Annotated in this window: 23 protein-coding genes; 5 read left to right on the top strand and 18 right to left on the bottom strand. The window is 72.8% G+C overall.

The window, feature by feature from the left end:
• The first annotated feature begins 113 nt into the window (after positions 1–113).
• Complete coding sequence (locus tag ACLJWH_RS25395; protein WP_411144056.1) at positions 114–1,307, top strand: mannosyltransferase family protein; 1,194 nt, start codon at positions 114–116, stop codon at positions 1,305–1,307.
• 266 nt (positions 1,308–1,573) lie between these two features.
• Complete coding sequence (locus ACLJWH_RS25390) at positions 1,574–2,602, top strand: phosphatase PAP2 family protein (RefSeq protein ID WP_411144055.1); 1,029 nt, start codon at positions 1,574–1,576, stop codon at positions 2,600–2,602.
• A gap of 105 nt (positions 2,603–2,707) precedes the next feature.
• Here the strand turns inward: ACLJWH_RS25390 and ACLJWH_RS25385 are convergent, their stop codons facing one another.
• The 4 genes from ACLJWH_RS25385 to ACLJWH_RS25370 all read right to left on the bottom strand — a co-directional run bounded on the left by ACLJWH_RS25385 (position 2,708) and on the right by ACLJWH_RS25370 (position 5,888).
• A complete protein-coding gene (locus tag ACLJWH_RS25385; RefSeq protein WP_411144054.1) occupies positions 2,708–2,923 on the bottom strand; it encodes an I78 family peptidase inhibitor in 216 nt (71 codons plus the stop codon).
• Between the two features lie 810 nt (positions 2,924–3,733).
• Positions 3,734–4,759 carry a hypothetical protein gene (locus tag ACLJWH_RS25380; protein WP_411144053.1) on the bottom strand — a complete coding sequence of 342 codons (1,026 nt, stop codon included), beginning with the start codon at positions 4,757–4,759 and terminating at the stop codon, positions 3,734–3,736.
• The gene (locus ACLJWH_RS25375; protein WP_411144052.1) at positions 4,756–5,073 is read right to left on the bottom strand and encodes a hypothetical protein; all 318 of its coding nucleotides are present in this window, start codon (positions 5,071–5,073) and stop codon (positions 4,756–4,758) included. The genes ACLJWH_RS25380 and ACLJWH_RS25375 overlap by 4 nt, the downstream gene beginning before the upstream one ends.
• Before the next feature lie 218 nt (positions 5,074–5,291).
• Entirely contained in the window at positions 5,292–5,888 is a 597-nt protein-coding gene (locus ACLJWH_RS25370; protein WP_411144051.1) for a transglycosylase family protein, read from the bottom strand.
• 285 nt (positions 5,889–6,173) lie between these two features.
• Here ACLJWH_RS25370 and ACLJWH_RS25365 point away from each other — a divergent pair, with 285 nt between their 5' ends.
• The gene (locus ACLJWH_RS25365) at positions 6,174–6,983 is read left to right on the top strand and encodes a hypothetical protein (protein ID WP_411144050.1); all 810 of its coding nucleotides are present in this window, start codon (positions 6,174–6,176) and stop codon (positions 6,981–6,983) included.
• A 189-nt stretch (positions 6,984–7,172) separates the two neighbouring features.
• Positions 7,173–7,457 (top strand): hypothetical protein, encoded by a 285-nt coding sequence (locus tag ACLJWH_RS25360; RefSeq protein ID WP_411144049.1) that lies wholly within the window; start codon positions 7,173–7,175, stop codon positions 7,455–7,457.
• Positions 7,458–7,481: 24 nt separating this feature from the next.
• Here ACLJWH_RS25360 and der read toward each other — a convergent pair whose 3' ends face one another.
• From der to ACLJWH_RS25290, 14 genes are all read right to left on the bottom strand, one after another.
• On the bottom strand, positions 7,482–8,942 hold the full coding sequence (gene der, locus ACLJWH_RS25355) for a ribosome biogenesis GTPase Der (protein ID WP_411144048.1): 1,461 nt from the start codon (positions 8,940–8,942) through the stop codon (positions 7,482–7,484).
• A gap of 96 nt (positions 8,943–9,038) precedes the next feature.
• Entirely contained in the window at positions 9,039–9,695 is a 657-nt protein-coding gene (locus ACLJWH_RS25350) for a lysophospholipid acyltransferase family protein (protein ID WP_411144047.1), read from the bottom strand.
• A complete protein-coding gene (cmk, locus tag ACLJWH_RS25345; RefSeq protein ID WP_411144046.1) occupies positions 9,692–10,414 on the bottom strand; it encodes a (d)CMP kinase in 723 nt (240 codons plus the stop codon). The genes ACLJWH_RS25350 and cmk overlap by 4 nt, the downstream gene beginning before the upstream one ends.
• A gap of 97 nt (positions 10,415–10,511) precedes the next feature.
• A complete protein-coding gene (locus tag ACLJWH_RS25340; protein ID WP_411144045.1) occupies positions 10,512–11,597 on the bottom strand; it encodes a prephenate dehydrogenase in 1,086 nt (361 codons plus the stop codon).
• Positions 11,594–11,956 carry a chorismate mutase gene (gene aroH / locus ACLJWH_RS25335; protein ID WP_052855469.1) on the bottom strand — a complete coding sequence of 121 codons (363 nt, stop codon included), beginning with the start codon at positions 11,954–11,956 and terminating at the stop codon, positions 11,594–11,596. Before aroH ends, ACLJWH_RS25340 begins: the two co-directional genes overlap by 4 nt.
• A 400-nt stretch (positions 11,957–12,356) precedes the next feature.
• Complete coding sequence (locus ACLJWH_RS25330; RefSeq protein WP_411144044.1) at positions 12,357–13,493, bottom strand: pseudouridine synthase; 1,137 nt, start codon at positions 13,491–13,493, stop codon at positions 12,357–12,359.
• The gene (scpB, locus tag ACLJWH_RS25325) at positions 13,493–14,203 is read right to left on the bottom strand and encodes an SMC-Scp complex subunit ScpB (protein WP_411144236.1); all 711 of its coding nucleotides are present in this window, start codon (positions 14,201–14,203) and stop codon (positions 13,493–13,495) included. Before scpB ends, ACLJWH_RS25330 begins: the two co-directional genes overlap by 1 nt.
• Positions 14,204–14,292: 89 nt before the next feature.
• The gene (locus ACLJWH_RS25320) at positions 14,293–15,465 is read right to left on the bottom strand and encodes a segregation/condensation protein A (protein WP_411144043.1); all 1,173 of its coding nucleotides are present in this window, start codon (positions 15,463–15,465) and stop codon (positions 14,293–14,295) included.
• Between the two features lie 167 nt (positions 15,466–15,632).
• Positions 15,633–16,313 carry a hypothetical protein gene (locus tag ACLJWH_RS25315; RefSeq protein WP_411144042.1) on the bottom strand — a complete coding sequence of 227 codons (681 nt, stop codon included), beginning with the start codon at positions 16,311–16,313 and terminating at the stop codon, positions 15,633–15,635.
• Positions 16,310–17,473 (bottom strand): ParA family protein, encoded by a 1,164-nt coding sequence (locus ACLJWH_RS25310; protein WP_094794467.1) that lies wholly within the window; start codon positions 17,471–17,473, stop codon positions 16,310–16,312. Before ACLJWH_RS25310 ends, ACLJWH_RS25315 begins: the two co-directional genes overlap by 4 nt.
• A gap of 341 nt (positions 17,474–17,814) precedes the next feature.
• On the bottom strand, positions 17,815–18,930 hold the full coding sequence (ald, locus tag ACLJWH_RS25305; RefSeq protein WP_052855506.1) for an alanine dehydrogenase: 1,116 nt from the start codon (positions 18,928–18,930) through the stop codon (positions 17,815–17,817).
• 166 nt (positions 18,931–19,096) lie between these two features.
• Positions 19,097–21,283 carry a tetratricopeptide repeat protein gene (locus ACLJWH_RS25300; protein WP_411144041.1) on the bottom strand — a complete coding sequence of 729 codons (2,187 nt, stop codon included), beginning with the start codon at positions 21,281–21,283 and terminating at the stop codon, positions 19,097–19,099.
• Between the two features lie 197 nt (positions 21,284–21,480).
• On the bottom strand, positions 21,481–22,107 hold the full coding sequence (locus tag ACLJWH_RS25295; protein ID WP_411144040.1) for an NUDIX domain-containing protein: 627 nt from the start codon (positions 22,105–22,107) through the stop codon (positions 21,481–21,483).
• A 117-nt stretch (positions 22,108–22,224) separates the two neighbouring features.
• Positions 22,225–23,895 carry a CTP synthase gene (locus tag ACLJWH_RS25290; protein WP_411144039.1) on the bottom strand — a complete coding sequence of 557 codons (1,671 nt, stop codon included), beginning with the start codon at positions 23,893–23,895 and terminating at the stop codon, positions 22,225–22,227.
• A 366-nt stretch (positions 23,896–24,261) separates the two neighbouring features.
• Between ACLJWH_RS25290 and ACLJWH_RS25285 the strand changes: the two genes are divergently transcribed.
• Positions 24,262–26,103, top strand: coding sequence for a glycoside hydrolase family 15 protein (locus tag ACLJWH_RS25285; RefSeq protein WP_411144038.1), 1,842 nt, complete (start codon positions 24,262–24,264; stop codon positions 26,101–26,103).
• Positions 26,104–26,124 lie beyond the last annotated feature (21 nt).

The raw sequence follows: 26,124 nt of genomic DNA, 5'->3' as shown, positions 1-26,124 counted from the left end.
AGTCCCCAGGGGCACCGCGTGGCTCACCTCACGATGAGACGCGCATCGCAGGGCTCCGCGTTCCCCCACCGGCCCTCGCCACGCGCCCTTCGGCCACCTGGATAATCGACCGGATGAACGATCCTGCCTCCACGGCCGCCCCCGGCCGGACCTCACCGTGGCCCGCCGTACGGGCCGCGCTGCGCCGCGCCGCACCTGCCCTGGCGGTGTACGCGGCGATCCGGCTGCTGGGCCTCGTCGTGCTCGCCGTCTGGTCGGCGGCGAACGGCAAGGACTGGCACACGCTGCTCACCGCCCGCTGGGACTCGCTCTGGTACACCCGGGTCGCCGAGCAGGGCTACGGCTACACCGTCCAGCTGGCCAACGGCGACGTCCACTCCAACCTGGCGTTCTTCCCGCTGCTCCCGTGGCTGGAACGCGGTCTGTCCGCGATCTCGCCGCTGTCCGCCGCCGACGCCGGGATGGTGGTGGCCTGGCTGACGTCGCTCGCCGCGGCCTGGGCGCTGTACGCGACCGGCGAGCGGCTGCACTCCCCGCGCGCGGGAGTGGCCCTGGCGGCGCTGTGGGCTGCGCTGCCGGTCGGGATCGTGCAGTCGATGGCGTATTCGGAGTCCCTGTTCACCGCCCTCGCCGCCTGGGCTGTGTACTCCGTGCTGACCGGCCGCTGGGTGGCGGCCGGTGTGCTGGCCTCGCTGGCCGGGCTGACCCGGCCGGTGGGCGCCGCGGTCGTCGCCGCCGTCTGGATCAGCGCCGCGGTGACCCTGTGGCGCGAGCGAGCCGACGGCGCCGGGCTGCGCGCGGCCCTCCGGGACCGGCACCGCGGCCTGATACCGGGCGTCGTGCTCGCACCGCTCGGCTTCTGCGGCTACTTCCTGTGGGTCGCGGCCCGGCAGGGCAGCCTCACCGGCTATCTGGACGTCCAGGCCGGCTGGCACAACGGCTTCGACGGCGGTATCGCCTTCGGCTCGTTCCTCTGGCACCTGCTGTCGGGGCCCGCCTTCCCGGCCGGGCTCGGACTGCTCGTCGGCGTCGCGCTGGTGATCTGGCTGTACGTGCGCGGCGTACGGCAGGGCCAGCCGCTGCCGCTGGTGGTCTACGGCGGCATCGTCCTGCTGCTCGCGCTGACCGCCAAGGGCTACTTCGGGTCCAAGCCGCGGCTGATGATGCCGGCCTATCCGCTGCTGCTGCCGCTCGCGGTGGGACTGGCGCGGTGGCGTCCGGTGCGGTCCTGGCTGGTCGTCGGCGTGGTCGCGGTGGGCTCGGCGGTGTACGGGGCGTTCTGGCTGAACGGTTCGGGCCCTCCGTGACCGGGAGATTCCCCTCCGTGAGCGCCAGGCCCCGGGAAACCGCTCGCGACACCCGTGCGAATCGGAGATAAAATCCGCCCACGGAAAAGCAGATAAAGCACTGGCGGCGCGACGCCCGAGCGCTCCGATGGGAATCCAAAACGTTCATAATTCCCTTCCGAATCCGTGTGCCGAAGACACGGTTGAGACACATTCCACATCACATCGTCATTACAAAGCTCACAGTTTGACCAAGCAGCTACATCACACGCGGTAACGTCGATTGAGTGCGTACCGATGACAAGCTCGACCAGATGGAGGAGCGCCCGACCGACCGCGCCCGACCACGCATGACCCGGACCCGCCTGTGGCTGTTCGGGGGCACGCTGGCGGTGTACTTCGCGATCGTCGTCGGAGTGCTGGCCAACACATGGCTGGTCACGTTCGACTGGCAGCTCATGTTCTTCCGGCCGTACAAGCAGTGGCCGCAGATCCACGAGTTCCTGGACTACTTCGTCGTCCTGGGGCAGCGCGGACCCACCGCGGTGGCGGTGGCGGCCTGGCTGGGCTGGCGCTGCTGGCGGCAGCGCAACCTCCACCCGCTGCTGGTGCTGGGCGCCTCGCTGCTGCTGCTGAACATGACGGTGGGCGCCGCCAAGCTCGGCATGGGCCGGCTCGGCCCGCACTACGCGACGACGGTCGGCGCCAACGAGATGTGGCTGGGCGGCGATATATTTCCGTCGGGTCACACCGCGAACGCCGTGGTCACCTGGGGCGTGCTGGCCTATCTGGCGACCACGCCGCTGCGCCGCCGGACGCTGTCGGTGATCGCCGCACTGGGCGCGCTCGGCGTCGGCATGACCACCGTCTACCTCGGTACGCACTGGGTCAGCGACGTCCTGCTCGGCTGGGCCGCCGGTCTGCTGGTACTGCTCGCGCTGCCGTGGCTGGAGCCCGCGATGACCCTGGCGGAGGACCGTCTGATGGGTCTGCTGCTGCGGCTGTGGCTGCGGCGCCCCGAGTCGCTGCGCGGCCCGCTGCCGGCCGGTCTACCGGCACCCGTCTCGCGGCAGCGTGTCGCCCCGGACGGCGAGGTGCTCGTCCGCGAGACCGTCGGCGCCGGTGCGGGCGGCCGTGGCGGTGCCGCCCGCACCCCGGACGGCCGCCCGCACCACCCGCCCCGGCCGCACACCACCCGCGCGGAGCGTTCACCGGTCACCCCGGCGGGCAGCAGACGGCCGCCGCACGCGGACCGCGTCCCGCGCACCACGCCGCTGAGCCCGACATCCGGGCGCGGCCGCAACGGGACCGGCTGACCGCCCCTGACCGCGGGACCGGTACGCACACCCGCTTCCCCGCACCGAAGGCCCCGGCCGCTCCCACTCGGGAGCGGCCGGGGCCTTCGCCGTGCACCGCCGTCGTCAGCCCTTCCAGCAGCGGTGCACCCGGCCGTCCCGGACCTCGAAATTGAGCCGGCCCCCCAGGTACTCCATGGTGATCACCGTGCCCGGTGCCAGCGAGCGGACCGTCTTCCAGCCTCGCGCGCGGGCCCGGTCCTCGGCGTCCTGCCGGGCCAGACCGACATACGCCTCGATGTCGTCCTCGGGTTCGTTCAGGGAGTGCGGTACGGGTGCCATGGCAGCCACCGTAGGCGGCCGCGCCGACGCGCGGAAGTCCCTTCCCTCCCATACGACGATGACCTCCCGGTCCGCCATTGGTCACACTTGTGTCACAGCTAAGGTTCCTGCGTTTGCCGGAACTTCCCTCACCCATACGAGCCATCCGGTGCCGCAACCGGGTGGAAAATGAAGTCGGCGGAATTCCGTCTTGATCAAACCCGAAACGAGTTGTCATCACCCCGGGCAGCAACGGATGGCGTTCGGAAAACAATCCGTCGCCGGCCCGGGACTTCCGTTACCCGAAGCCCTTTATCGGCCGTCCGGTAATTGGCCAACGACACACATCCCACACACATTTTCCGCACATCACCCCCCACAGGGGCGGACCGGGCGCGCCGGGCACGACGGTGCGTTCGCCGCCTTGGCGCGCAGCGGACAGCGGTGCGCGTCGAGCCCTTCCAGCGCCCCGGCGGACGGACCGGATACGCCGCCGCCCCTGCCGCCGAGGCAGCGCGGCGGCACCGTCGCCCGCCGTGCGGCGAGCGCACGTGGCGGCGCCCCCGGAGACGTACCCGGCGAGGTCCTTGGCGGGTTTCTCGGCATGCGGGGTGCGCAGCGCGGGCCGGGTGGCCGAGTGCGGGCGGTCCGGTCCGCACGGGAGGTACGCCGGTCCGCGCGGTCCACGTCCGGGACGGGGTGGACGCACCGGGGCGGAACGGAGGCAGCCGAGCCCGCGCAGGCGGTCGGCGTCCCGGCGGACCGGCCGGGCGCTCCGGGGCGACGCGAGGCTCCCGGCCGTCACCGTCGGCCTCGGTCCCCCGCCCGCCGTCAGCCCGCGGCCGGCCGGGCCGGGCCCGCGACCCGTATCGCCAGGTCGTTGTCGTACGTGAAGTAAGGGCCGACGGTGAACTCGCCCGCGGCGGCCGGCACCGGCAGCGCCGGGTAACTGACGGCCCGCTTCTTGTCCGGGAGGTCGTCCAGGAGACGGGCGATGCGGACCGGCCGCGCTCCCTCGGCGGGCCGCAGCCACAGGTCCCACGGCTCGTCGCCGCCCGTCCAGCGGGCGGCCAGTTCCTCGTACGGCAGGGTGAAGGTGAAGTCCGGGCCCTCGACGGTCAGCGGGACGGTGACGATGGCCGGACCGGCGCCACCGGGCGCGCCGTCCGGCGCCGGGGTACGCCGTGCGCGTGCCTCGGCCCGCGCACCGGCGGCCGGGGCTGCGCCGTACAGCCGGCCGGAGACCGTCAGGCCCTCGGGCACCACCAGGATGTCGCCGGCCTCGGCATGCGGACCGCGCAGCCAGCTGCGCAGCGCGAGATTGCCGAACCTGGTCGCGTACGGGATGCGCACACCGAGCCGGCCGATGCCCGCCAGCGGCCGGCGGTCCACCAGCGACCGCAGGTCGTTGACGCCCGGCAGCAGACGCCGCGGCTCGCGGCCGTCGCCCAGGTCCGCGTAGGCGTGCCAGCGGCCCTCGGCGAGCGCGACGGTGCTGGGCAGTACGGCGCGCAGCCGGCCCGAGCCGTTCGGTCCGAGCGGCAGCCGCACCTCGTCGTCCGCGCCGTCACCGCCGCGCAACCGCAGCACCAGCGCCGCGCTCCAGCCGGTATCGGCGTCCTCAGGCGCGGTCAGGTCGAAGGTGAGTCCGCCCGCGGAGTCCGCGATGCAGTCGGCCCGCAGCTCCCCCGGCACCGGCGCTTCGCGCCCCTCCCGGCCGGCCGCCGGTCCGCCGCCCGTGAGCCCCGGCCCGGTGCCGTCCGGCCCGGTGGCCTCCGGAACGTCCGGCCCCAGGCCGCCGTCCCCGGGCTCGTCGGCCTCGGCTCCGGCCGCGGGCAGCCACGTCGACGCGTTCATACCGTCCGCACCCCTCTCACCGCGGCACCGGCCGCGTCCTCGGTGGCGTATGCGCCGCTCCACAGGGCTCCCCGGGCGCGCCACGGGTCGCCGCCCCGCCCGCGGCCGGGAGACGGGGCCGCGCCGCCGTGGGCGGGGCCGCTCTCCCGGAGGTCCGGGAGCCGCCGCGGGCCGGGGACCGGCGCGGCGCGGTGGCGCCGTACGGGGACGGTCCCGGCGCCGTGCCGCGCGGCCCCGGTACGGGCCGGGGTGCGGGCCGTACGGAGCGTTTCCCCGACGCCGTGGGCGTGGTGAATCAGGAGTGAGATGTGCATCCGTCCCGTGTCCCTGCTCTTCCGGTCGTGCCTGGCCGCTCCTGTCCCCGCGGCTCGCCGCCGGCCCTCGGTGGCGTCACGCGTCCACCTGCTGAACGTCAGGACCGCGGGCGAGGGTTCCGGGTTGAGGGCTTTCGCCAAGTTGTGCCGCGAAAGTTAGGGCATCGGTAGGCGAACCGGGCAACCTTGTGGCCGTGTGAGGCGTCCGGCCAGCAGCCCTACCAGGGCCGGCAGGCGCCCGGGAGGAAGGCGAGGCCGCCGCACACCGGGGCACCGCCCCGGAGGGCCGGGGCGGTGACGCGGGTTCCGGCCGCCGCGGTCCCGCCGGGTGGGCCGCCGCGCCGTGCGGCATAGGTCGTACCGCTCAGCCCGTAGTGCCCGGCGCAGCCGGGCCAGGCGGTCCAGCCCTGGTCGGCCAGCACCTTCTCCGCGATCTCGGTCTGCTGACCGCGGGTGGCGAGGTCGGCGCGCGGCGCGTGGACGAGGCCCCCGTAGCGCTCCCAGGTGGGCTGCCCGAACTGGAGGCCGCCGTAGTAGCCGTTACCGGTGTTGATGTGCCAGTCACCGCCGCTCTCGCACTCGGCGATGCAGCCCCACGGCCATCCGTCGACGGCGCAGGCGTGCGCGGCCGGGCCGTCGCCGTCACCGCGCGGGCCGGCGGCCGCGGCGCCGCCCGGCAGCCACAGGGCCAGCGCGGCGGCCGCCCCGGCGAGCAGCCCGGCGGCGGCCGCGCGGCGCCGCGGCACCGCGGGGGCGGAGCGCGGCGGCGCCGGGGAGTCGGCAGTCAGGAACGGCATGACCGACGTGAACAGCATGACCGGTCACGTTAGGCAGCCGTACGGCGCGGACCGGCGGCGCCGCGCGCGGGGTGCGGCCGGCCCACCCGCTCCGGTGTACGCGGCACCGCCACCTGCGCCAGGTTTTGCGCAGAAATTGACGGTGCGTGATCGGTTCCGGGACGCCTTTCCACCGATTCCCCTTGGGCGCCGAATGGTTCGATTCCGTTCCCGTCCACGCGTGACCCCTGCCCGAGGTCACCCGTTGTTGTTCTACGAGCCGGGAGACCGCCCGGCCGCCGCTCAGAAAACGAGGAGCCACCCGTGCCGCGCATGCTCGACGTCAGTGACGACGTTCGCGCCGAGATCGGCGATGAAGAGGCCGACCGACTGCTGGCCGGTAACGGCGCCCCCGGCAGCTACGACTGCACCTCCTGCCGCACCCCGGGCGACAGTGAGCAGGAGCGCACCAGCACCGTCCTGTTCGTGGGCGAGGAGACCGCGGTGCTCGCGTTCGCGCACGCGACATGCATTCCCTCGCAGGTCGTCCCGGTGTCGGAGGAGCAGCTCCAGGGAGCCGTGCGCTCCATCACCGGCGAGGACGCCACCCCCCACACCGCCGGTGCGGCGCCCGCGCCGAGCGCACCGATCCCCACCGGCGACCGCCAGGCGACCCTCGGTATCACCTGCGGCCTGGTCCTCATCGAGAGCGAGCTGCGCCCCGCGCTCGTCGTCGAGCCCAACGGCCCGATCGCCCGCCCCGGTTCGGTGAGCCTGGACGACGACTTCCTTCCCCTCCTCCTGGAGCAGGGCTTCCACGCGGTGAAGGACATGAACGAACTGCCGCTGCTGAATCCGGGCTGGTCCGCGCTGCTGGCCATGGGCAAACTGCACGCCGTCCTCCAGCCGGGCTCGGCCGGCAGCCAGTCCGCGTGGTGGCAGGCCCATCAGCCGCTGGCTGTCTCCGACGGCTGGCGCGCCGCCGCGAACAAGGCGCAGAGCGTGCTGATGTACGCCGCGCCGGCGGGCACCATCGGGCACCAGCCGCGGGAGGACCTGATGCGACAGGCGCTGGAGCAGGCGGCCGCGCAGGGGGTCCTGGTCGCCGCGATGATGCCGCTGGCCGGCACCTGACCGGTCCGGCGCACCGCCTGACCGGCACACCGCACGCGGGGGCAGCACCGCCTGATACGGCGGTCCTGCCCCCGCGTGCAGCTATTTCCGCCCGAAAAGCCGCATCCCGACGGCATCGGGATCGTTTGCACATACGTGCACACATACGACGCCTCTTCGCGTGCCCCGTATCCTCCCCCGATTCCTGGTATGCGCCCACCGCATGACCCAGGGGCGCACACCGCGCTCGGTTCGGCGACGCCGATCTACGACGCGCTGTACGCCGAGTACCGCCGCTCCTTCCGGGCGCTGCCCGGGGACCGTACGGACGAGCCACCGGGCCCGGAGCTGCTCGGCGGCCACCGGAACTGGGGCCGGACGACGGCGTCGTCGGGCCACTGGGAGGTCGTGGCCCGGCAGCCGTACCACTTCCGGGGCCATGCCCCGGCGGCGCTGCCACCGGGGCCGCGCGACTCCCGGTCGCACGGGCGCTGAGCGCCCGCCGCGGCCGGGCCGCCGCTACTTCTTCCGGCCGCGCTTCTCGCGCACCCGCACGGAGAGGTGGATCGGCGTCCCCTCGAAGCCGAACTCCTCGCGCAGCCGCCGCTCGATGAAGCGCCGGTAGCCGGCCTCCAGGAACCCCGAGGCGAAGAGCACGAAGCGCGGCGGCTTGGTGCCGGCCTGGGTGCCGAAGAGGATGCGGGGCTGCTTGCCGCCGCGGATCGGGTGCGGGTGGGAGGCGACGATCTCGCCGAGGAAGGCGTTCAGCCGCCCGGTCGGGATACGGGTCTCCCACCCGGCCAGCGCGGTCTCGATCGCCGGGACCAGCTTCTCCATGTGCCGCCCGGTGCGCGCGGAGACGTTCACCCGCATCGCCCACGGGATCTGCACGAGGTCGCGCTCGATCTCCCGCTCCAGGTAGAAGCGGCGCTCCTCGTCGAGGTTGTCCCACTTGTTGTACGCGATGACCAGGGCGCGCCCGGCCTCCACGGCCATCGTGATGATCCGCTGGTCCTGGACGCTGATGGAATCGCTGGCGTCGATCAGGACGACCGCGACCTCGGCCTTTTCCACGGCCGCCGCGGTGCGCAGCGAGGCGTAGTAGTCGGCGCCCTCCTGGAGGTGGACCCGGCGGCGGATACCGGCGGTGTCCACGAACTTCCAGGTCTTGCCGCCGAGTTCGATCAGCTCGTCGACCGGGTCGCGGGTGGTGCCGGCCAGCTCGTTGACGACCACCCGCTCCTCGCCCGCGACCTTGTTGAGCAGCGACGACTTGCCGACGTTCGGACGGCCGATCAGCGCGATCCGGCGGGGGCCGCCGAGTGCGGCGCCGAAGGTCTGCGCGGGCGCCTCGGGCAGCGCCTCCAGGACGGCGTCCAGCATGTCGCCCGTACCGCGGCCGTGCAGCGCCGAGACCGGGTGCGGCTCGCCGAGGCCCAGCGACCACAGCGCGGTGGCGTCGGCCTCGCCGGAGAGGCCGTCGACCTTGTTGGCGACCAGGACGACGGGCTTGCCGGAGCGGCGCAGCAGCTTGACGACGGCCTCGTCGGTGTCGGTGGCGCCGACCTTGGAGTCCACGACGAAGACGACCGCGTCCGCGGCCTCGATGGCGAATTCGGCCTGGAGGGCGACGGACGCGTCGATGCCGAGGACGTCCTGCTCCCAGCCGCCGGTGTCCACGACCTTGAAACGGCGGCCGTTCCAGTCGGCCTCGTAGGTGACGCGGTCGCGGGTGACGCCCGGCTTGTCCTCGACGACCGCCTCACGGCGGCCGATGATGCGGTTCACCAGGGTCGACTTGCCGACGTTGGGGCGGCCGACGACGGCGAGGACAGGCAGCGGTCCGTGCCCCGCCGCGGCGATGTCGTCCTCGACCTCCTCGGGGTCGAAGCCTTCCTCCGCGGCGAGCTGCATGAACTCCGCGTACTCGGCGTCGCCAAGCGCACCGTGCTCGTCGCCGGTGTGGATCTGGTCGTTCATGAAGTCCGTTCCTCGCCCTACTGAAATGTGCGGCTGGCGCCGCGTGGCTTCGTCATCGGTGGGCCGCCCGCGGGCGGCCCACTACTCAAGTGTCGGTCAGCGCCCGGTCAGGCGCCTGGCCGCCGCCAGGTGGGCGGTCAGCCGCTCCTGGATCCGCACGGTCGCCTCGTCCAGCGCCTTGCGGGTGCGCCGCCCACTGCCGTCGCCCGCCTCGAAGCCGTCACCGAAGACGACGTCGACGCGGCCGCGCAGCGGCGGCACGGCCGGGGTGAGCCGGCTCTTGCGGTCCGTACTGCCGAGCACCGCGACCGGGACGACCGGGGCCCCGGAACGCACCCCGAAGTAGGCGAGGCCGGCCCGCAGGGACGCGAAATCCCCCTCGCCGCGCGTGCCTTCCGGGAAGATGCCCAGCACTCCGCCGGCCGCCAGCACCCCGAGCGCGTCGGTGATCGCCTTGCGGTCGGTGGTGTCGCGGTCCACCTTCAGCTGCCCGATGCCGCGCAGGAACGGGTCCAGCGGGCCGACGAAGGCTTCCTTTTTGATCAGGAAGTGCACCGGCCGCGGCGCGGTGCCCATCAGCATCGGGCCGTCGAGGGCGTGCGCGTGATTGACCGCGAGGATCACGGGGCCCGCGGACGGCACCCGCCAGGCGCCCAGCACCCGGGGCTTCCAGAGCCCGTACATCAGGCCGATGCCGATCCGGCGGCCGACCGCGGCGCCCGCCGGGCTCGGTGCCGTACCGCGTCCGGTCACCGGGTGACCTGCCCGGCCCGTTCGGCACAGGCACCCTCGATGAGGGTGACCACGCACTCGATGACCTGGTCCAGCGTCAGGTCGGTGGTGTCCACCTCGACGGCGTCGGCCGCCTTGGCCAGCGGAGAGGTCTTCCGGGAGGAGTCGGCGGCGTCCCGCTTGATCAGCGCCTCGCGGGTGGCGGCCAGGTCGCCGGCCTCCTTGCCCTTGAGTTCGCCGCTGCGGCGGGCCGCCCGCGCCTCGGCCGAGGCGGTCAGGAAGACCTTGAGGTCGGCGTCGGGCAGGACGGTGCTGCCGATGTCCCGGCCCTCCACGACGATGCCCTGCGGCGCCTCGGCGGCGATACCGCGCTGGAGGTCGGTGATCAGGGTGCGCACCTCGGGGACGGCGCTGACGGCGCTGACCGCGGCGGTGACCTCCTGGGTCCGGATGGGGCCCGCGGCGTCCAGGCCGTCCACCGAGATCGTCGGGGCGGCCGGGTCGGTGCCGGAGACGATCACGGGCTTGGCGGAGGCGTCGGCCACCGCGATCGCGTCGTTCACGTCGATGCCGTTGGAGAGCATCCACCAGGTGATGGCGCGGTACTGGGCGCCGGTGTCCAGGTAGCCGAGGCCGAGCTTGGCCGCCACGGCCCTGGACGTGCTGGATTTGCCCGTGCCGGCAGGTCCGTCGATGGCGACGATCACTGCGGCCGGGGCGGTCCGGGCGGCGGTTTCCACGGTGACGAACACCTTTCTCGTACACAGGGCGGCGGGCTGAGGCCATACAGACCTCGCACAAGGTTACTGGCTCACCCGCGCCCCGCCGTCCATGGTGTCACTGCCGGATGGACCAGCCCCGTTCGCGCAGCTCCGCGGTGAGCACCGGCACCGCCTGCGGTTCGACCATGAGCTGGATGAAGCCCGCCTGCTGACCGGTGGCGTGCTCGATACGGACATCTTCGATGTTGACCGCGGCGCGGCCGGCGTCGGCGAAGATCCTGGCCAGCTCGCCCGGCTGGTCGCCGATGTAGACGGCGACGTTCTCGTACACGGCCGGGGCGGTGCCGTGCTTGCCCGGCACCCGCTCGCGGCCTGCGTTGCCGCGCCGCAGCACGTCCTCGATACCGTCGGCGCCGGCCCCGCGCGCTTCCTTGTCGTCGCTCTCCAGGGCGCGCAGCGCCCGTACGGTCCCGTCCAGGTCGGCGGCGACCTCGGCGAGCACATCGGCGACCGGGCCGGGGTTGGCGGACAGGATGTCGAGCCACATCGCCGGGTCGGAGGCGGCGATCCGGGTCACATCCCGGATGCCCTGGCCGCACAGCCGTACGGCGGTCTCGTCGGCGCCCTTGAGACGGGCGGCGACGATGCTGGAGAGCAGCTGCGGGGTGTGCGAGACCAGGGCCACGGCGCGGTCGTGGGCGTCCGCGTCCATCACCACCGGGACGGCACCGCAGAGCGCCACCAGCTCCAGGGCGAGGTTCAGCACCTCGGTGTCGCCGTCGCGGGGCGGGGTCAGCACCCACGGCCGGCCCTCGAAGAGGTCGGCGGCCGCGGCCAGTGGTCCCGAGCGCTCCTTGCCGGCCATCGGGTGCGTACCGAGGTAGCGGGACAGGTCGCAGCCCGCCGCCTCCAGCTCGCGGCGCGGGCCGCCCTTGACGCTCGCGACGTCGAGGTAGGCGCGCGCCACGCCGCGCCGTATGGCCTCGGTGAGCGCCGTCGCGACATGGGCGGGCGGCACGGCGACGATGACCAGATCGACCGGGCCCGGAGGCGCTTCGGCGATGCCCGCGCCGAGCGCGGCGGCCGTCCGGGCCTGGGCCTGGTCGTGGTCCTCCAGGAACACCTGCACACCCCGCGCGTGCAGCGCGAGCGCGGCCGAGGTGCCGATCAGGCCCGTTCCGATGACGAGGGCGGTCCTCACTGCGCGATGTCCTTCCGCAGCGCCCCGGCGGCGCCGAGGTAGACGTGGGCGATCCCGGTCTTGGACAGACCGGTCTCGACATGGGCGAGCACCCGCACCACACGCTCCATGGCGCCGGTGACGTCCAGCTCCTGGGCGCAGATCAGCGGGACGTCCGTGATGCCCAGGCCGCGCGCGGCGGCGGCCGGGAAGTCGCTGTGCAGATCCGGGGTGGCGGTGAACCACACGCTGATCAGGTCGTCGGGGACGAGGCTGTTGCGCTCCAGGATGGCGGTGAGCAGCTCCGCGACCCGCTCCCGCATGTGCTCCGCGTCGTCCCGCTCCAGCTGGACGGCCCCGCGGACCGCTCGTACCGCCACGTCACTGCTCCCTGCGTTGTGTACCGCTTCCGACGTGCCCCCGCACGCACGGTCAAGCGTATCCAGGAGCACCGACAGCCGTGCGCGGCGCCCGCCCGCCCCGCCCCGTGCCGCACCGGAACCGGGTGGCGGCCACCGTCCCGTCCGCCGTCGACTCGCCATGGCCCCAGGTCACCCCCTCCTGGTCGCCGAGCACACCGGCGGTGCGTGTGGGGCGAGCACGGGGGGCTGCCGTGGGCTGGAGGTTCCGCGGGTCGACGCGTTCCGGCGCCCGGCGAACGGAACGCCGCGGGCCCGGACGCCGGGTGGACAACGCCACCCGGCTCCGGTGATCAGGTCCCGTACGGCGACCGGGCCTCCCGTACGCGGCCGGAAAGGGCGGCCCGGAGGCCGCGCCCTCCTAGAGCTCGACCTCGCGCATCAGCATGCCGACCTCGGTGTTGGTCATCCGGCGCAGCCAGCCGGACTTCTGGTCGCCCAGGGCGATCGGGCCGAAGCTCGTCCGGACGAGCTTGTCGACCGGGAAACCTGCCTCGTCGAGCATCCGGCGCACGATGTGCTTGCGGCCCTCGTGGAGGGTGACCTCGACGAGGTAGTTCTTGCCGGTGTTCTCCACGACCCGGAAGTGGTCGGCGCGGGCGTAGCCGTCCTCCAGCTGGATGCCGTCCTTGAGCTGCTTGCCCAGGTCGCGCGGGAGCGGGCCCTGGATCGCGGCGAGGTAGGTCTTCTTGACGCCGTAGCGCGGGTGCGTCAGACGGTGGGCCAGTTCACCGTGGTTGGTGAGCAGGATGATGCCCTCGGTCTCGGTGTCCAGCCGGCCGACGTGGAACAGCCGCGTCTCGCGGTTGGTGACGTAGTCGCCCAGGCACTGGCGGCCGTCCGGGTCCTCCATCGTGGAGACGACACCGGCCGGCTTGTTCAGCGCGAAGAAGAGGTACGACTGGGTGGCGACGGTCAGGCCGTCGACCTTGATCTCGTCCTTCTCCGGGTCGACCCGGACACCCTGCTCCCTGACGATCTGGCCGTTGACCTCGACCCGCGCCTGCTCGATCAGCTCCTCGCAGGCCCGCCGCGAGCCCATACCGGCCCTGGCCAGCACCTTCTGGAGCCGCTCGCCCTCCTGGTCACCGAAGGTCTTGGGGGTCTTGAGCTGCGGCTTGTCGTGGCGGGCGCGGTTGCGCTCCTCCACCTGGGCGTCGTACTCACGGGGCCGCGCCGGGGCCTGGCCGCGGCCGCGCCCCGCCCCGCTCCGGCCGCCGGGGCCGGACTTCGCACCCGTACGGGGGCCGCCCTTGGCGCCGCCGCGGGCCGCCGCGCCCCGGCTGCCGCCCTTCGGCGCGCCCTTGCGCTCGTCGTCACGGCCCGCGCCGCCCTGGCCGCCGGATCCACCCACGTCGTAGCGGCGCTCCTCGGGACGGGGCCGGCCCGCGCGCTTCTGCTGGTCGTCGCGGCCCCCCGTGCCCGAACGCCGGCGGTCACCGCCGGCGCCCGCGCCTCCGTTGTTCCGGTTTCCGCTGTTCCTGCCGCTGCTTCGCATCAATGATCCGTCTGAGAGTCGCCGCTGTCGTCTACGTCGAACGACGGGATACCTTCCGGGGAGTCACCCTCGACCGCGTCCGCCTCCGGGAGGAACGGTGCGAGCTCCGGGAGCTCGTCCAGGCCGCGCAGGCCCATCCGCTCCAGAAAGTAATTCGTCGTCCTGTACAGGATCGCACCTGTTTCAGGTTCCGTCCCCGCCTCCGCCACCAGACCGCGCTGGAGGAGGGTGCGCATCACGCCGTCGCAGTTCACGCCGCGTACGGCCGAAATCCGGGAACGGCTGACCGGCTGACGGTACGCGACCACGGCCAGAGTCTCCAACGCGGCCTGCGTGAGCCGGGCCTGCTGCCCGTCCAGGACGAAGCTCTCCACCGCGTCCGCGTACGCGGCCCGGGAGAAGAACCGCCAGCCGCCGGCCACCAGCCGCAGGTCGAAACCGCGGCCCTCGCGGCCGTACTCGTCGGACAGCTCACGCAGGGCCAGCGCGACGGCACGGCGGGGCCGCTGCAAGACCCTGGCCAGGTGCTCCTCGGTCGCGGGCTCGTCGACGACCATGAGGACCGCCTCCAGGGCGGGCTTCAGCGCCAGCTCCGCGACGCCCAGCGCCCCGGCGGGCGCCGCCGCGGCCCGCTCCTGCGGACCGTGCCCCGCGCCGTGCCCCGCGCTGAGCTGGGCGCCGCTCGCCGCCCGGCCGTACGTATCGGCCATATCAGTCGTAGCCGTCACGGAGGCGGCACCCGTTCCGGACGTGTCGTCTCCGTACGTGTCGTCGCGCTCGCCTGCCTCGTGCCCGCCGGTCACCTGCGCTCCGCCTCCGTTCCGTTCTCGTGCTCTGCTGCTCTTTCCGCCTCAGCCTCCTCAGCCGGCTGAGGCGACTCGTCCGGCTCAGCCGACTCTTCCGCCTCGTCCGGCATCGGTGCCTCGGCCGTCTCCGCCGTCTGCGCCGCGGTGGCGCGCGCGTCCGGTTTCTGGCCGAACTCGTCGGTGACGACGGGCTCGGCATCCGCCGTACCCGTCCAGCGGACCGTCAGCGGCCCCAGGGCCTCCTCCTGGTCCAGCGCCACCACGCGCTCCCGGTAGAGCTCCAGCAGCGCCAGGAAACGGGCCACGACGGTGAGGGTGTCCGGCGCGTCCGCGACCAGTTCCCCGAAGCCGGCCTCGCCCGCCTCCCGCAGCCGCGCCACCACCACCTCGGCCTGCTCCCGCACGCTCACCAGCGGCGCGTGGATGTGGTCGAGGTGGACCTGCGGCCTGGCCTTGGGCCGTATCGCCCGCACCGCCAGTTCGGCGAACCCCGCCGCCCCGATGCTGATGACGACCTCGGGCAGCAGCTCGGCGAGGTGCGGCTCCAGCCCGACCGTACGGGGGAAGCGGCGCGCCTCGTCGGCCAGCCGCCCGCTGAAGATGTCCGCGATCCGTTTGTACGCGCGGTACTGGAGCAGCCGGGCGAAGAGCAGGTCGCGGGCCTCCAGCAGGGCCAGATCCGCCTCGTCCTCGACCTCGGCGGCGGGCAGCAGCCGGGCCGCCTTCAGGTCCAGCAGCGTCGCCGCGACGACCAGGAACTCGGTGGTCTGGTCCAGGTCCCAGTCCGGCCCCATGGCGCGGATGTGCGCCATGAATTCGTCCGTCACCTGCGACAGCGCGACCTCGGTGACGTCCATCTTGTGCCGGGAGATCAGCTGGAGGAGCAGGTCGAAGGGGCCCTCGAAGTTGTCCAGCCGGACGGTGAACCGGCCGTCGTCGCCCTCGGGGGGCGGTGCGTCCGCCGCCGGGGGCGCGTCCGGCAGCCGTGCTCCGTCCGGTGCCGGTGCCCGCGGCTCGTCCGGGCCACGGGGAGGTGCCGCCGACGGCCCGCCCCCGGAGGCGGGCGGCTCGGCGGGCCGAACAGGATCCGGTTCGCCGTCCGGCCCGCGGCCTAGGGTGCGCCGCGGCGCGCGGAGAGAGCGGGCGTCGTCGTTGGTCGTCGGCATCGCGGTCCATGGTGCTGCGGTCCCCGCGCCGGGGCGACGGGCTGGTCACGGGCGGGATTCCCCGCGGCTCCGCCAGGGATGCCCCGCCGAAGAGGCAGGCTATCCCGCCGGTCCGCACCGCCGGGGACGCCGCACGGCCGGGGTCCCCGGCGGAGCGGCGGAGCCGGCTAACGCCCGCGCAGCCGCCGTACGAGGATGCTGGCGTCGCCGCGCGACTCCAGGTCGGCGAGGACGACGGCCACCGCCTCGCGGACGATCCGGCCGCGGTCGACGGCGAGGCCGTGCTCACCGCGCAGCACCAGGCGCGCGTGTTCGAGGTCCATGAGCTCCTCGGCGGAGACATAGACGGTGATCTTCTCGTCGTGCCGCTCCCGGCCACTGGGGCGCCGGTTGGCCCCGCGGCCGCCGCGCCGACGGCCCGGTCCGCCCGCCTGAGCGGCCGTCCCGGTCGCCTCTTGACCGGTCTGGCCGGTCGGACCGTTCTGGCTGGTCTGGCCGTTCTGGCCGGGTGTCCCGGCGGACTGGCCCGCCTGGTGGCGGTGGCCCTTGGGGCCTCCCGGTTCCGCCTCGCGGCCGCTGTGCTCGGCCGGGGCGGTGGCCGGGGCGTCCGTACCCGCACCCGGTCCGCCGTCGGTGGCCGGCGGGGTACCGGCCTCCGGCTGCCGCAGCCGGACGCCGGTGGACGCCTCCGGCGCGTCCACGGCCGGGCCGGCCTCGCCGGCCGGCGCGGGCACCCGGGGCGCCTCGCCGTTGGCCGCGGAGCCGTTCACCGCGCGGCGGGGAGACGAGGACTGGAGCCCCATCCCCCCGGTGGTGCGGAACAGTTCGTCGGCTCCCGGCAGACTCACTCGGCGTGACACCGGGCGAGCACCTCCCTGGCGAGCTGACGGTAGGCGGCGGCACCGACGGAGTTGGAGGCGTACGTGGTGATCGGCTCGCCCGCGACGGTGGTCTCGGGGAAGCGGACCGTACGCCCGATGACGGTGTGGTAGACGTGATCGTCGAAGGCTTCCACGACGCGTGCCAGGACCTCACGGCTGTGCACGGTGCGGGAGTCGTACATCGTCGCCAGGATGCCGTCCAGTTCCAGTTCGGGGTTGAGCCGCTCCTGGACCTTCTCGATCGTCTCGGTGAGCAGCGCCACTCCGCGCAGCGCGAAGAACTCGCACTCCAGGGGAACGATGACCTTGTGAGCCGCGGTCAGGGCGTTGACGGTGAGCAGACCGAGCGAGGGCTGGCAGTCGATGACGATGTAGTCGTAGTCGGCCAGCAGCGGCTTGAGCGCCCGCTGCAACGTCGACTCGCGCGCGACCTCACTGACCAGCTGTACCTCCGCCGCCGACAAGTCGATATTGCTGGGCAGCAGGTCCATGTTGGGGACCGCGGTCTTCAGCAGCACCTCGTCGGCCGACATGCCCCGCTCCATGAGCAGGTTGTAGACCGTCAGGTCCAGCTCCATCGGGTTGACCCCGAGGCCGACCGAGAGCGCGCCCTGCGGGTCGAAGTCGACGAGCAGCACGCGTCGTCCGTATTCGGCGAGGGCGGCGCCCAGGTTGATGGTCGAGGTGGTCTTGCCGACCCCGCCCTTCTGGTTGCACATCGCGATGATCTTGGCGGGGCCGTGGTCCGTCAGCGGTCCCGGGATCGGGAAGTACGGGAGCGGGCGCCCGGTCGGGCCGACCCGTTCGCGGCGCTGGCGCGCAGCGTCCGGCGCGAGCGTCGCCGCGTATTCGGGGTCCGGCTCGTACTCCGCGTCCGGGTCGTAGAAGTGCCCCTCGGGCAGGTCGTCGTAGTCGGCGAGTCGGGCGCGTTCTCCACTGCCCCGGTCGCCGGCCGTGGCGTTCACGTGATGGCCGTCCATGCTGTGGTGGGCTGTCGTGGTCATGCCCTGACGGGCTGCGAAGGTGTGGACTGCGACGGAGCCGACAGCCTCCGGCCCCGAGGGACCTGGGCCCCGTCCAACCGCTCCTGGCCGGCCACCTCCGGGAGTAAATGTCGACTCATTCACAAGTCGTCTTACCTCCTTGGATGTGACCAGGAAACTTATCGATAGGTCAGCGTGGCACCATGCCGACGGTTGGCGACTCTATGGCGTGTCGGGCATCCGCAGCAACACAATCCACCGGACCCGGCGCGATGTGTCGGTAACGGAACCCCGCAATGTCAAGGGTGCAAGCGGCATGAGCCCGATGTTTCGAGGGCACGCGAAGCGGTTAAAGGGTTACGTTCACGGCGAGTTGGGAGCCGGTAGTCCGACGACGGGGTCTCGGCGTGTCGCACACGCGACCGGCCGGGCCTTGTCGACAAGGCCCGGCCGGTGGTACAGCGTTGACGTGCGCGCTTGACGCGTCAGCCGAGCAGCGTGCGCAATTCGATCGATTCCAGACCGTGCGCCTCGGCGACGGAGGTGTAGACCACCTTGCCGTCGTGCGTGTTCAGGCCCTTGGCCAGGGCGGGGTCACGGCGCAGCGCCTCGACCCAGCCGCGGTTCGCCAGCTCCACGATGTAGGGCAGCGTCGCGTTGGTGAGCGCGTAGGTGGAGGTGTTCGGGACCGCGCCGGGCATGTTGGCGACGCAGTAGAAGACCGAGTTGTGGACCGGGAAGGTCGGCTCGGCGTGCGTCGTGGGGCGGGAGTCCTCGAAGCAGCCGCCCTGGTCGATCGCAATGTCGACAAGGACACTTCCGGGCTTCATCTTGGCGACCAGCTCGTTGGTGACCAGCTTGGGGGCCTTGGCGCCGGGGATCAGGACGGCACCGACGACGAGGTCGGCCTCGACGACGGCCTTCTCCAGCTCGTAGGCGTTGGAGACGATCGTCTGCACCTTGGTGCCGAAGATCTTGTCCGCCTCGCGGAGCTTGTTGATGTCCTTGTCGAGCAGCGTGACGTGGAAGCCGAGGCCCACGGCGATCTGCACGGCGTTCCAGCCGGAGACGCCGCCGCCGATGACGACGGCCTTGCCCGCGGAGACACCGGGGACGCCGCCGGGCAGCACCCCGCGGCCGCCGGCCTGGCGCATCAGGTGGTACGCGCCGACCTGCGGGGCGATCCGGCCCGCGACCTCGGACATCGGGGCGAGCAGCGGCAGCTGGCGGCCGGCCGTCTCGACGGTCTCGTAGGCGATGGCGGTGGTACCGGAGGCCAGCAGCGCGTCCGTGCACTCCCGGGAGGCCGCGAGGTGCAGGTAGGTGAAGAGGGTCTGGTCCTTGCGGAGGCGGTGGTACTCCTCGGCGATCGGCTCCTTGACCTTCAGCAGCAGGTCGGCGGTGGCCCAGACCTCGTCGGCGGTGTCCAGGATGCCGGCACCGGCCGCGGCGTACTCCTCGTTCGTGATGGACGAGCCGAGACCGGCGTCCTTCTCGACGAAGACCTGGTGGCCGTGGCGGACGAGCTCGTGCACTCCGGCGGGCGTGATAGCCACCCGGAACTCGTTGTTCTTGACCTCGCGGGGGATGCCGACCTTCACGTCGATCACGGTCCTTGGAAGAGAGCTTGCAGGAGAAATTATCCCTCATGCCAGGCATGGGGAACCGACCGCGGAGAACGCGGCGGATCCAGTCTATTGAAGGATCTCCTGTTGTCTAGCCTTGCAAAGCCATAAATCTCGTGAGGCGTACTACCGATTTCGTAGGTCACTCCGGGTGATCTTCGAGGAGCCGCTCCCCCACGGCCCGGTGGAGCCGTGCGGCTGCTGGGTCGCCGAGCCGTTCGAGGGTGTCCGCAATCCGCAGTTGCAACGCCGCTTCCAGCCTCCCGTCGCCCGCGTTCCGGGCGAGGTGCACCGCCTCGCGACAGGTCCGCAGCGCCTCTTCGGGCCGGCCCGCGTACTCCTGCACCCGCGCCGCCTCACCGGCCGCCCGCGCCTGACCTACGAGATCCCCGAGCCTGCGGTACGTGCCGGCGGCGGCCCGCCACTCCCTGAGCGCCTCGCCCCACCGCCCCGCGTAGGTGTGCGCGCCGCCGATCCGGCCGTGCAGCCGTGCCGCGTCCGCGCTCTCACCGCGGGTGAGCCGCAGCTCCAGCGCCCGCCCGTACCAGTCGGCGGCCCGCTGCCAGTCGCCCAGCTCGCCGTACGTACCGCCCAGCGACTCCAGCGCCCGGCCGGTGGCCACCGGGTCCTTGACGGAACGGGCCACCGCCAGCGCGGCCCGGTAACGGGTGAGCGCGTCCGTGGTCCGCCCGGCCTGGCCGTCCAGGTCCGCGAGGTTGAGCAGGGCGGCGGCCTTCTCGTGCGGCAGACCGCGCCGTTCGGCGACCTCCAGGACGAGCCCGTGCAGGACGTAGAGGTCCGGCGCGGCCGCCGCGCCCCGGTGCACGAGCAGCGTCCTGGTCAGCGCGGCCATCAACCGCCGGTCCAGGGTGTCGAGTTCACCGTCCGCGACGGCGATCCGGGCCGCGTCGAGCAGCGCCGCGCGGCGGCCGCGCAGCCACTCGGCGGCGGACTCCCGGGAGGCGAAGCGCAGCGAGCGCGGCAGCCCGGCCGTCTTCTGCCGGACGGCGGAATCGGCCGGCTCGCCCATCGCCCGGCAGGACAGGAGCAGCCGGACGGTCCGCTCCAGCATCCGGGCGCGGGCCAGCTGCACATCGGCGGGCCGCTCGTGCTCCTGGAGCAGCGCCCGCACCGTCGCCTCCAGGCAGCCGGGCAGCCGGTAGCGGGGGTGTGACGCGGTCTCGGCGGTCCGGGCCGCGGCCGGTCCGTCGTCCTGCGGGGCCGGGCCCGTCGCGGCGCCCTCCGCCCGCAGCAGGCCCAGCGTGGCGAAGTCGCGCAGCGCCGCCCCGGCCGCGGCGACCGAGCAGCCGGCCAGCGCGGACGCGAGGTGCGCGTCCACCAGGCCGGCCGGCGCCAGGGTGATCAGCCGCAGTATCCGGGCGGCCGGCGGCGGCAGTGCCTCGTAGGCCAGCCGGAAGGCGCGGTGCAGCGGACGGGCGCCGGTGGACAGGTCCGGCGGCAGCTCGATGGCGCGCAGCGCCTTGCGCAGGTCGGAGAGCGACGCCCGGGGGCGGGCCGCGAGCCAGCCGCCGGCCAGCTCCAGTGCGGCGGGCCGGCCGCCGCACTCCTCGGCGACGGATTCCGCGGTGCGCGGATCCACGGCGATCCGGGTCGGTCCCGCGTAACGGCCGAGGATGGCGACCGCGGCGGCGCTGTCCAGACCGCCGAGGGCGCACGGCCGCACGTCCGGGACGCCGGTCAGCGGTCCGTGGGAGACCACCACGACCAGGGAGCCCGAGGCGTCCGGGATCAGTGGTCCCACCTGGTCGCCGCCCGGTGCGTCGTCGAGCAGCACCAGGGCGCGGCGGCCGGCGAGCGCGCCGCGCAGCAGCTCGGTCAGCTCGTCCTCGGCGGCGCCCGGCGGGGCGTCGGTGCCGAGCGCGGTGAGCAGTTCGCGGGCGGTGTCGTCGGTGGGGACCGGTGCGCCGCCGGGTCCGGTCAGCACGGCCCGTACGACCCCGTCGGGGTAGTCGTCCGCGAGCCGGCGGAGCAGTTCCTCGGCGAGGGCGGTACGGCCCGATCCGGGGACGCCGGCGATCAGCAGGACCCGGCTGCGGGTGCCTTTGCGGCCGGAAAGGGTGTCGAGGCCGGCGCGTTCGATATCGGCGTGGAGCGCCTTGAGTTCGCGGTCGCGGCCGGCGAACCGCGCCGCCGGAAGCTCACCGAGAGCCACGGGGGCGGTACGCCCGGCGGCGGCGCGGCGGCTCGGGTGGCGCGGCGCGAGGCCGTCCCGGCCGGGCCCCGCGGTCCGGCGGCCGGGTGCCGTGGGGGCTGCGTTCTCCGCTGCTCCGGGCGGGCGGTGTCCGCCGCCCACCGCCTGATCCGTCACGGGCCACTCTCCCGTCCAGCTGCGCCTGCGAGCCCGCCGCGGCCGCGGACGGGAACGCGACCGAGCGTAGTTCACCGCCGGTCACGCCCCGTGCGGAGCACGGCGGTTGGGTCACCCGACCGGAACAGCCGATGATCCGACCGACGGCGGCGGGGGCGGTGCCGCGCCCCGGCACCGCCCCGTACCGGACCGGTGACTCAGGACGCGAAGGGCCGGGCCGGCCACGGCGCGTCGGCCGGCCGCAGGGCGTCCGGGCCCGCGTCGCCCCGGGCCGCGGTGAGCGCGAGGACACCCACGACGAGGCAGTTGTTGTGCAGTTCGCCGGCGAGCGCGCCACGGACCAGATCGGCGAGCGGCACCCGCGCCAGCTCCATGTCGGCCTCCTCCTCGGAGACCTCGAACCGTTCCCCCTCGGCCTCGGACAGCTCCCGGGCGAGGAAGATCCGGACGGCCTCGTCGCAGCCGCCGGGGGTGGTGTAGACGTCGGTCAGCACCCGCCAGTCCGCCGCCTTGACGTGCGCCTCCTCGTACAGCTCGCGCTCCGCGGCGTGCAGCGGGTTCTCGCCGGGGACGTCCAGCAGCCCGGCGGGGATCTCCCACAGCTTGTGGCGTACGGGGTGGCGGTACTGGCGCAGGACCAGCACCCGGTCCGCGTCGTCCAGGGCGAGGATGGCCACCGAGCCGGGGTGGACCTGGTAGTCACGCGTGACGGTGGAGCCGTCCGGCATGACGACCTCGTCGGTGCGCACACTGGTCTTCTTGCCGGTGAACGGCATCGTGGTCGCGGTGACCGGCCATTCCTCGGGCGTGTCCTTGATGACCATGCGCGTCCTCCTGTTTGAGCCTGTACCCGCTGCTCGTGCTCGTACCGATACGGAAAACCGGGGTACGGACCTGGGAAGAGGCCCGTACCCCGGCAACCGTATCCGTCGTGCCGTGCCCTACTTGGCGGTGCCCGGCTTGCGCACCGTCTCCTGCCGCTGCACGGCCGCCTTCACCAGGCCGGCGAAGAGCGGGTGCGGGCGGGTGGGACGGGACCGCAGCTCCGGGTGCGCCTGGGTGGCGACCAGGTAGGGGTGCGTCTCGCGCGGGTACTCGACGTACTCGACGAGCTTGTTGTCCGGGGAGGTGCCGGAGAACAGCAGCCCGGCCTTCTTCTCCAGCTCGCCGCGGTAGGTGTTGTTGACCTCGTAGCGGTGGCGGTGGCGCTCCTCCACGTAGGGCAGACCGTCGTAGACCTCGCGCACGATCGAGCCCTCGGCGAGCTTGGCCGGGTACATGCCGAGCCGCATCGTGCCGCCCATATCGCCCTCACCGGCGACGATGTCCATCTGCTCGGCCATCGTGGAGATGACCGGGTCGGCCGCCGCCGGGTCGAACTCGGTGGAGTTCGCGCCCTCGATGCCGGCCAGGTTGCGGGCCGCCTCGATGACCACGCACTGGAGGCCCAGGCAGAGGCCGAGCAGCGGGATGCGGTTCTCGCGGGCGTAGGTGATGGCGCCGACCTTGCCGTCCACACCGCGGTCGCCGAAGCCGCCCGGGATGCAGACCGCGTCGCAGTCGGCGAGCTGTCCGGCGGCCCCGGCCGGCGTCTTGCAGTCGTCGGAGGTGACCCACTTCACCTTCACGCGGGCCTTGTTCGCGAAGCCGCCGGCCCGCAGCGCCTCGGTGACCGAGAGGTAGGCGTCCGGCAGGTCGATGTACTTGCCGACCAGCGCGACCTTGACCTCGTGGTCGGGGTTGTGGACGCGGTCCAGCAGGTCCGCCCACTGGGTCCAGTCCACATCGCGGAAGGGCAGGTCCAGCTTCCGGACGACGTACGCGTCCAGGCCCTCGGCGTGCACGACCTTGGGGATGTCGTAGATGGACGGGGCGTCGGGGCACGCGATGACCGCGGCCTCGTCGACATCGCACATCAGCGAGATCTTGCGCTTGATCGCGGTGGGGACCTCGCGGTCGGCGCGCAGCACGATCGCGTCGGGCTGGATACCGATGTTGCGCAGCGCCGCGACCGAGTGCTGGGTCGGCTTGGTCTTCAGCTCACCGGACGGGCCGATGTAGGGAAGCAGCGAGATGTGCACGACGAAGACGTTGTCCCGGCCGACCTCGTGGCGGACCTGGCGGACCGTCTCCAGGAAGGGCAGCGACTCGATGTCGCCGACCGTGCCGCCGACCTCGGTGATGACGACATCGACGTCGTCGGTCGCCATCCGCCGGATGCGGTGCTTGATCTCGTTGGTGATGTGCGGGATGACCTGCACGGTGTCGCCGAGGTACTCGCCGCGCCGCTCCTTGGCGATCACGGTGGAGTAGACCTGGCCGGTGGTGACGTTCGCGCTGCCGTCGAGGTCGACGTCCAGGAAGCGCTCGTAGTGGCCGATGTCCAGGTCGGTCTCGGCCCCGTCGTTCGTGACGAAGACCTCACCGTGCTGGAACGGGTTCATCGTCCCGGGGTCGACGTTGAGGTACGGGTCGAGCTTCTGCATCGTGACCCGCAGACCGCGCGCCTTGAGGAGGGCACCCAGGCTGGAGGCGGTGAGCCCCTTGCCGAGCGAGGAGGCGACGCCCCCCGTGACGAAGAGGTGCTTGGTCGTCGTGGATTTGGGCGGCATGGCCAAGAGGGAGCTCCCGTGGTCGCGAGGTGAGAGGTGCGAGGCGGCGCTGGTCCCGGAGGTTTCAGGGGGTGCCGTCGCTGCGGTCGGGGGTGCCGTGACATCTGCCTGGTCCCACCGGTCCACGGGGTACCAGGCTAACAGCGACCGGCCATGGTCGCTCCCGGCGACGCTCTCGGCGGCCGGCGTGACGGAGGCCACCCGATCGGACCACCTCACTCCTCGCGAGCGTCGCGCGGATCACCCGCGTGCGTCGTATCCTGCTCGGACACTCGCAACGAGCCGTCCGGTAAGGCACCACCCCCGCCCGATTTCCGGTCCCGCTGCTCGGCGAAGTTTCATGGGCAGGACGGATAGAAACGTCCCATGGGGGGCGTCACTCCAGTTCGACGGGAGAGGCACGTGGCCGGGCGCATCGAGGACTACGCACTCATCGGCGATATGCAGACCGCCGCTCTAGTGTGCCGGGACGGCACGGTCGACTGGCTGTGTCTGCCCCGCTTCGACTCACCGGCGGTCTTCGCGGGACTGCTGGGCACAGAGGAGCACGGATTCTGGCGGATGGGGCCCGCGCACGGCCCCGCGGAACAGCCGAAACCGGCCGACCGCCGCCGGTACAAGGGCGATTCGCTGGTACTGGAATCCGAGTGGGACACCCCGCGCGGCACGGTACGGGTGATCGACTTCATGCCGCCGCGGGACGGCGCACCCCAGGTGGTCCGCATCGTGGAGGGCGTCAGCGGACGCGTCCCGATGCGCTCCGCGCTGCGGATGCGGTTCTCGTACGGCTGGGTCGTGCCGTGGGTCCACAAGGTCGACGGCCGTACGGTCGCGGTCGCGGGGCCGGACTCGGTCTGGCTGGACACCACCGTGGAGACCCATGGCGAGAACCTGACGACGTACTCCGACTTCACGGTGGGGCCGGGCGAGCGGATCGCGTTCACGATCAGCTGGCAGCCCTCGCACCACAAGCCGCCGGCCCTGGCGGATCCGGAGGGATCGCTGGAGGCCACCGAGGTCTTCTGGCGCGAGTGGGTCGACCAGTGCACGTACCACGGCCCGTACCGCGACGCGGTGGTGCGTTCGCTGATCACGCTCAAGGCGCTGACGTACGCGCCGACCGGCGGGATCGTGGCGGCGCCGACGACCTCGCTGCCGGAGTGCCTGGGCGGGGTGCGCAACTGGGACTACCGCTTCACCTGGCTGCGGGACGCCGCGATCACCCTGTCGTCGCTGCTGCGCACCGGCTACCGCGAGGAGGCGCGGGCCTGGCGCGAGTGGCTGCTGCGGGCGGTGGCCGGCGATCCGGAGAACCTCCAGATCATGTACGGCATCGCCGGTGAAAGGGAGTTGGGCGAGAACGAGCTCAACTGGCTTCCCGGGTACGAGAATTCACAGCCGGTGCGGGTCGGCAACGGCGCCGCGGGCCAGCTCCAGCTGGATGTGTACGGCGAGGTCATCGAGGCGCTGCACCTGGCGCACATGACCGGCCTGGCCCGTAACGACTACGCCTCCGTGCTCCAGCTGAAGCTGATCAGCTGGGTGGAGAAGCACTGGGACGAGCCGGACGAGGGCATCTGGGAAGTCCGCGGCCCGCGCCGCCACTTCGTACACTCCAAGGTGATGACCTGGGTCGCGGTGGACCGTACGGTCAAGCTGATCGAGTCCGGGGACGTGGACGGTCCGCTGGAGCGGTGGAAGGACCTGCGCGAGACGATCCACCGGGATGTGTGCGAGAAGGGGTACGACAAGGAGCGCAACACCTTCACCCAGTCCTACGGCTCGCAGGAACTCGACGCCTCGCTGCTGCTGATCCCGCAGATGGGCTTTCTGCCGCCGGACGACAAGCGCGTCATCGGCACCATCGAGGCGATCCAGCGCGAGCTGGGCACCGAGGACGGCTTCATCCTGCGCTACCCGACGTCCGGCGACGGCCTCGGGGTCGACGGCCTCGAAGGCGACGAAGGGGCCTTCCTGGCCTGCTCGTTCTGGCTCGCCGACGATCTGGCGATGATCGGGCGGGTGGAGGAGGCCCGCAAGCTCTTCGAGCGGCTGCTCGCCCTCCGCAACGACCTCGGTCTGCTGGCGGAGGAGTGGGACCCGAAGCTGAAGCGGCAGGTGGGCAACTTCCCGCAGGCGTTCAGTCACGTTCCGCTGATCGACACGGCCCTGCGGCTGACCGCGAGCGGGGCGTACAGCGGCGGATAGCCGCCGGGCGCCCGGCGGGGG

Origin of the sequence: Streptomyces sp. x-80 (assembly GCF_046549095.1) — a bacterium.
Classification (GTDB): domain Bacteria; phylum Actinomycetota; class Actinomycetes; order Streptomycetales; family Streptomycetaceae; genus Streptomyces; species Streptomyces celluloflavus.
The sequence above is the reverse complement of the archived record's forward strand: the minus strand, read 5'-3'. Positions and strand labels throughout refer to the sequence as shown.

Coding starts and splice junctions, on each gene's coding strand:
- ACLJWH_RS25395 (WP_411144056.1), top strand. CDS start 114: ATGAACGATCCTGCCTCCACGGCCGCCCCCGGCCGGACCTCACCGTGG.
- ACLJWH_RS25385 (WP_411144054.1), bottom strand. CDS start 2,923: ATGGCACCCGTACCGCACTCCCTGAACGAACCCGAGGACGACATCGAG.
- ACLJWH_RS25380 (WP_411144053.1), bottom strand. CDS start 4,759: ATGAACGCGTCGACGTGGCTGCCCGCGGCCGGAGCCGAGGCCGACGAG.
- ACLJWH_RS25375 (WP_411144052.1), bottom strand. CDS start 5,073: ATGCACATCTCACTCCTGATTCACCACGCCCACGGCGTCGGGGAAACG.
- ACLJWH_RS25370 (WP_411144051.1), bottom strand. CDS start 5,888: ATGCTGTTCACGTCGGTCATGCCGTTCCTGACTGCCGACTCCCCGGCG.
- ACLJWH_RS25360 (WP_411144049.1), top strand. CDS start 7,173: ATGCGCCCACCGCATGACCCAGGGGCGCACACCGCGCTCGGTTCGGCG.
- der (WP_411144048.1), bottom strand. CDS start 8,942: ATGAACGACCAGATCCACACCGGCGACGAGCACGGTGCGCTTGGCGAC.
- ACLJWH_RS25330 (WP_411144044.1), bottom strand. CDS start 13,493: ATGCGAAGCAGCGGCAGGAACAGCGGAAACCGGAACAACGGAGGCGCG.
- scpB (WP_411144236.1), bottom strand. CDS start 14,203: ATGGCCGATACGTACGGCCGGGCGGCGAGCGGCGCCCAGCTCAGCGCG.
- ACLJWH_RS25320 (WP_411144043.1), bottom strand. CDS start 15,465: ATGCCGACGACCAACGACGACGCCCGCTCTCTCCGCGCGCCGCGGCGC.
- ACLJWH_RS25295 (WP_411144040.1), bottom strand. CDS start 22,107: ATGGTCATCAAGGACACGCCCGAGGAATGGCCGGTCACCGCGACCACG.
- ACLJWH_RS25290 (WP_411144039.1), bottom strand. CDS start 23,895: ATGCCGCCCAAATCCACGACGACCAAGCACCTCTTCGTCACGGGGGGC.
- ACLJWH_RS25285 (WP_411144038.1), top strand. CDS start 24,262: ATGGGGGGCGTCACTCCAGTTCGACGGGAGAGGCACGTGGCCGGGCGC.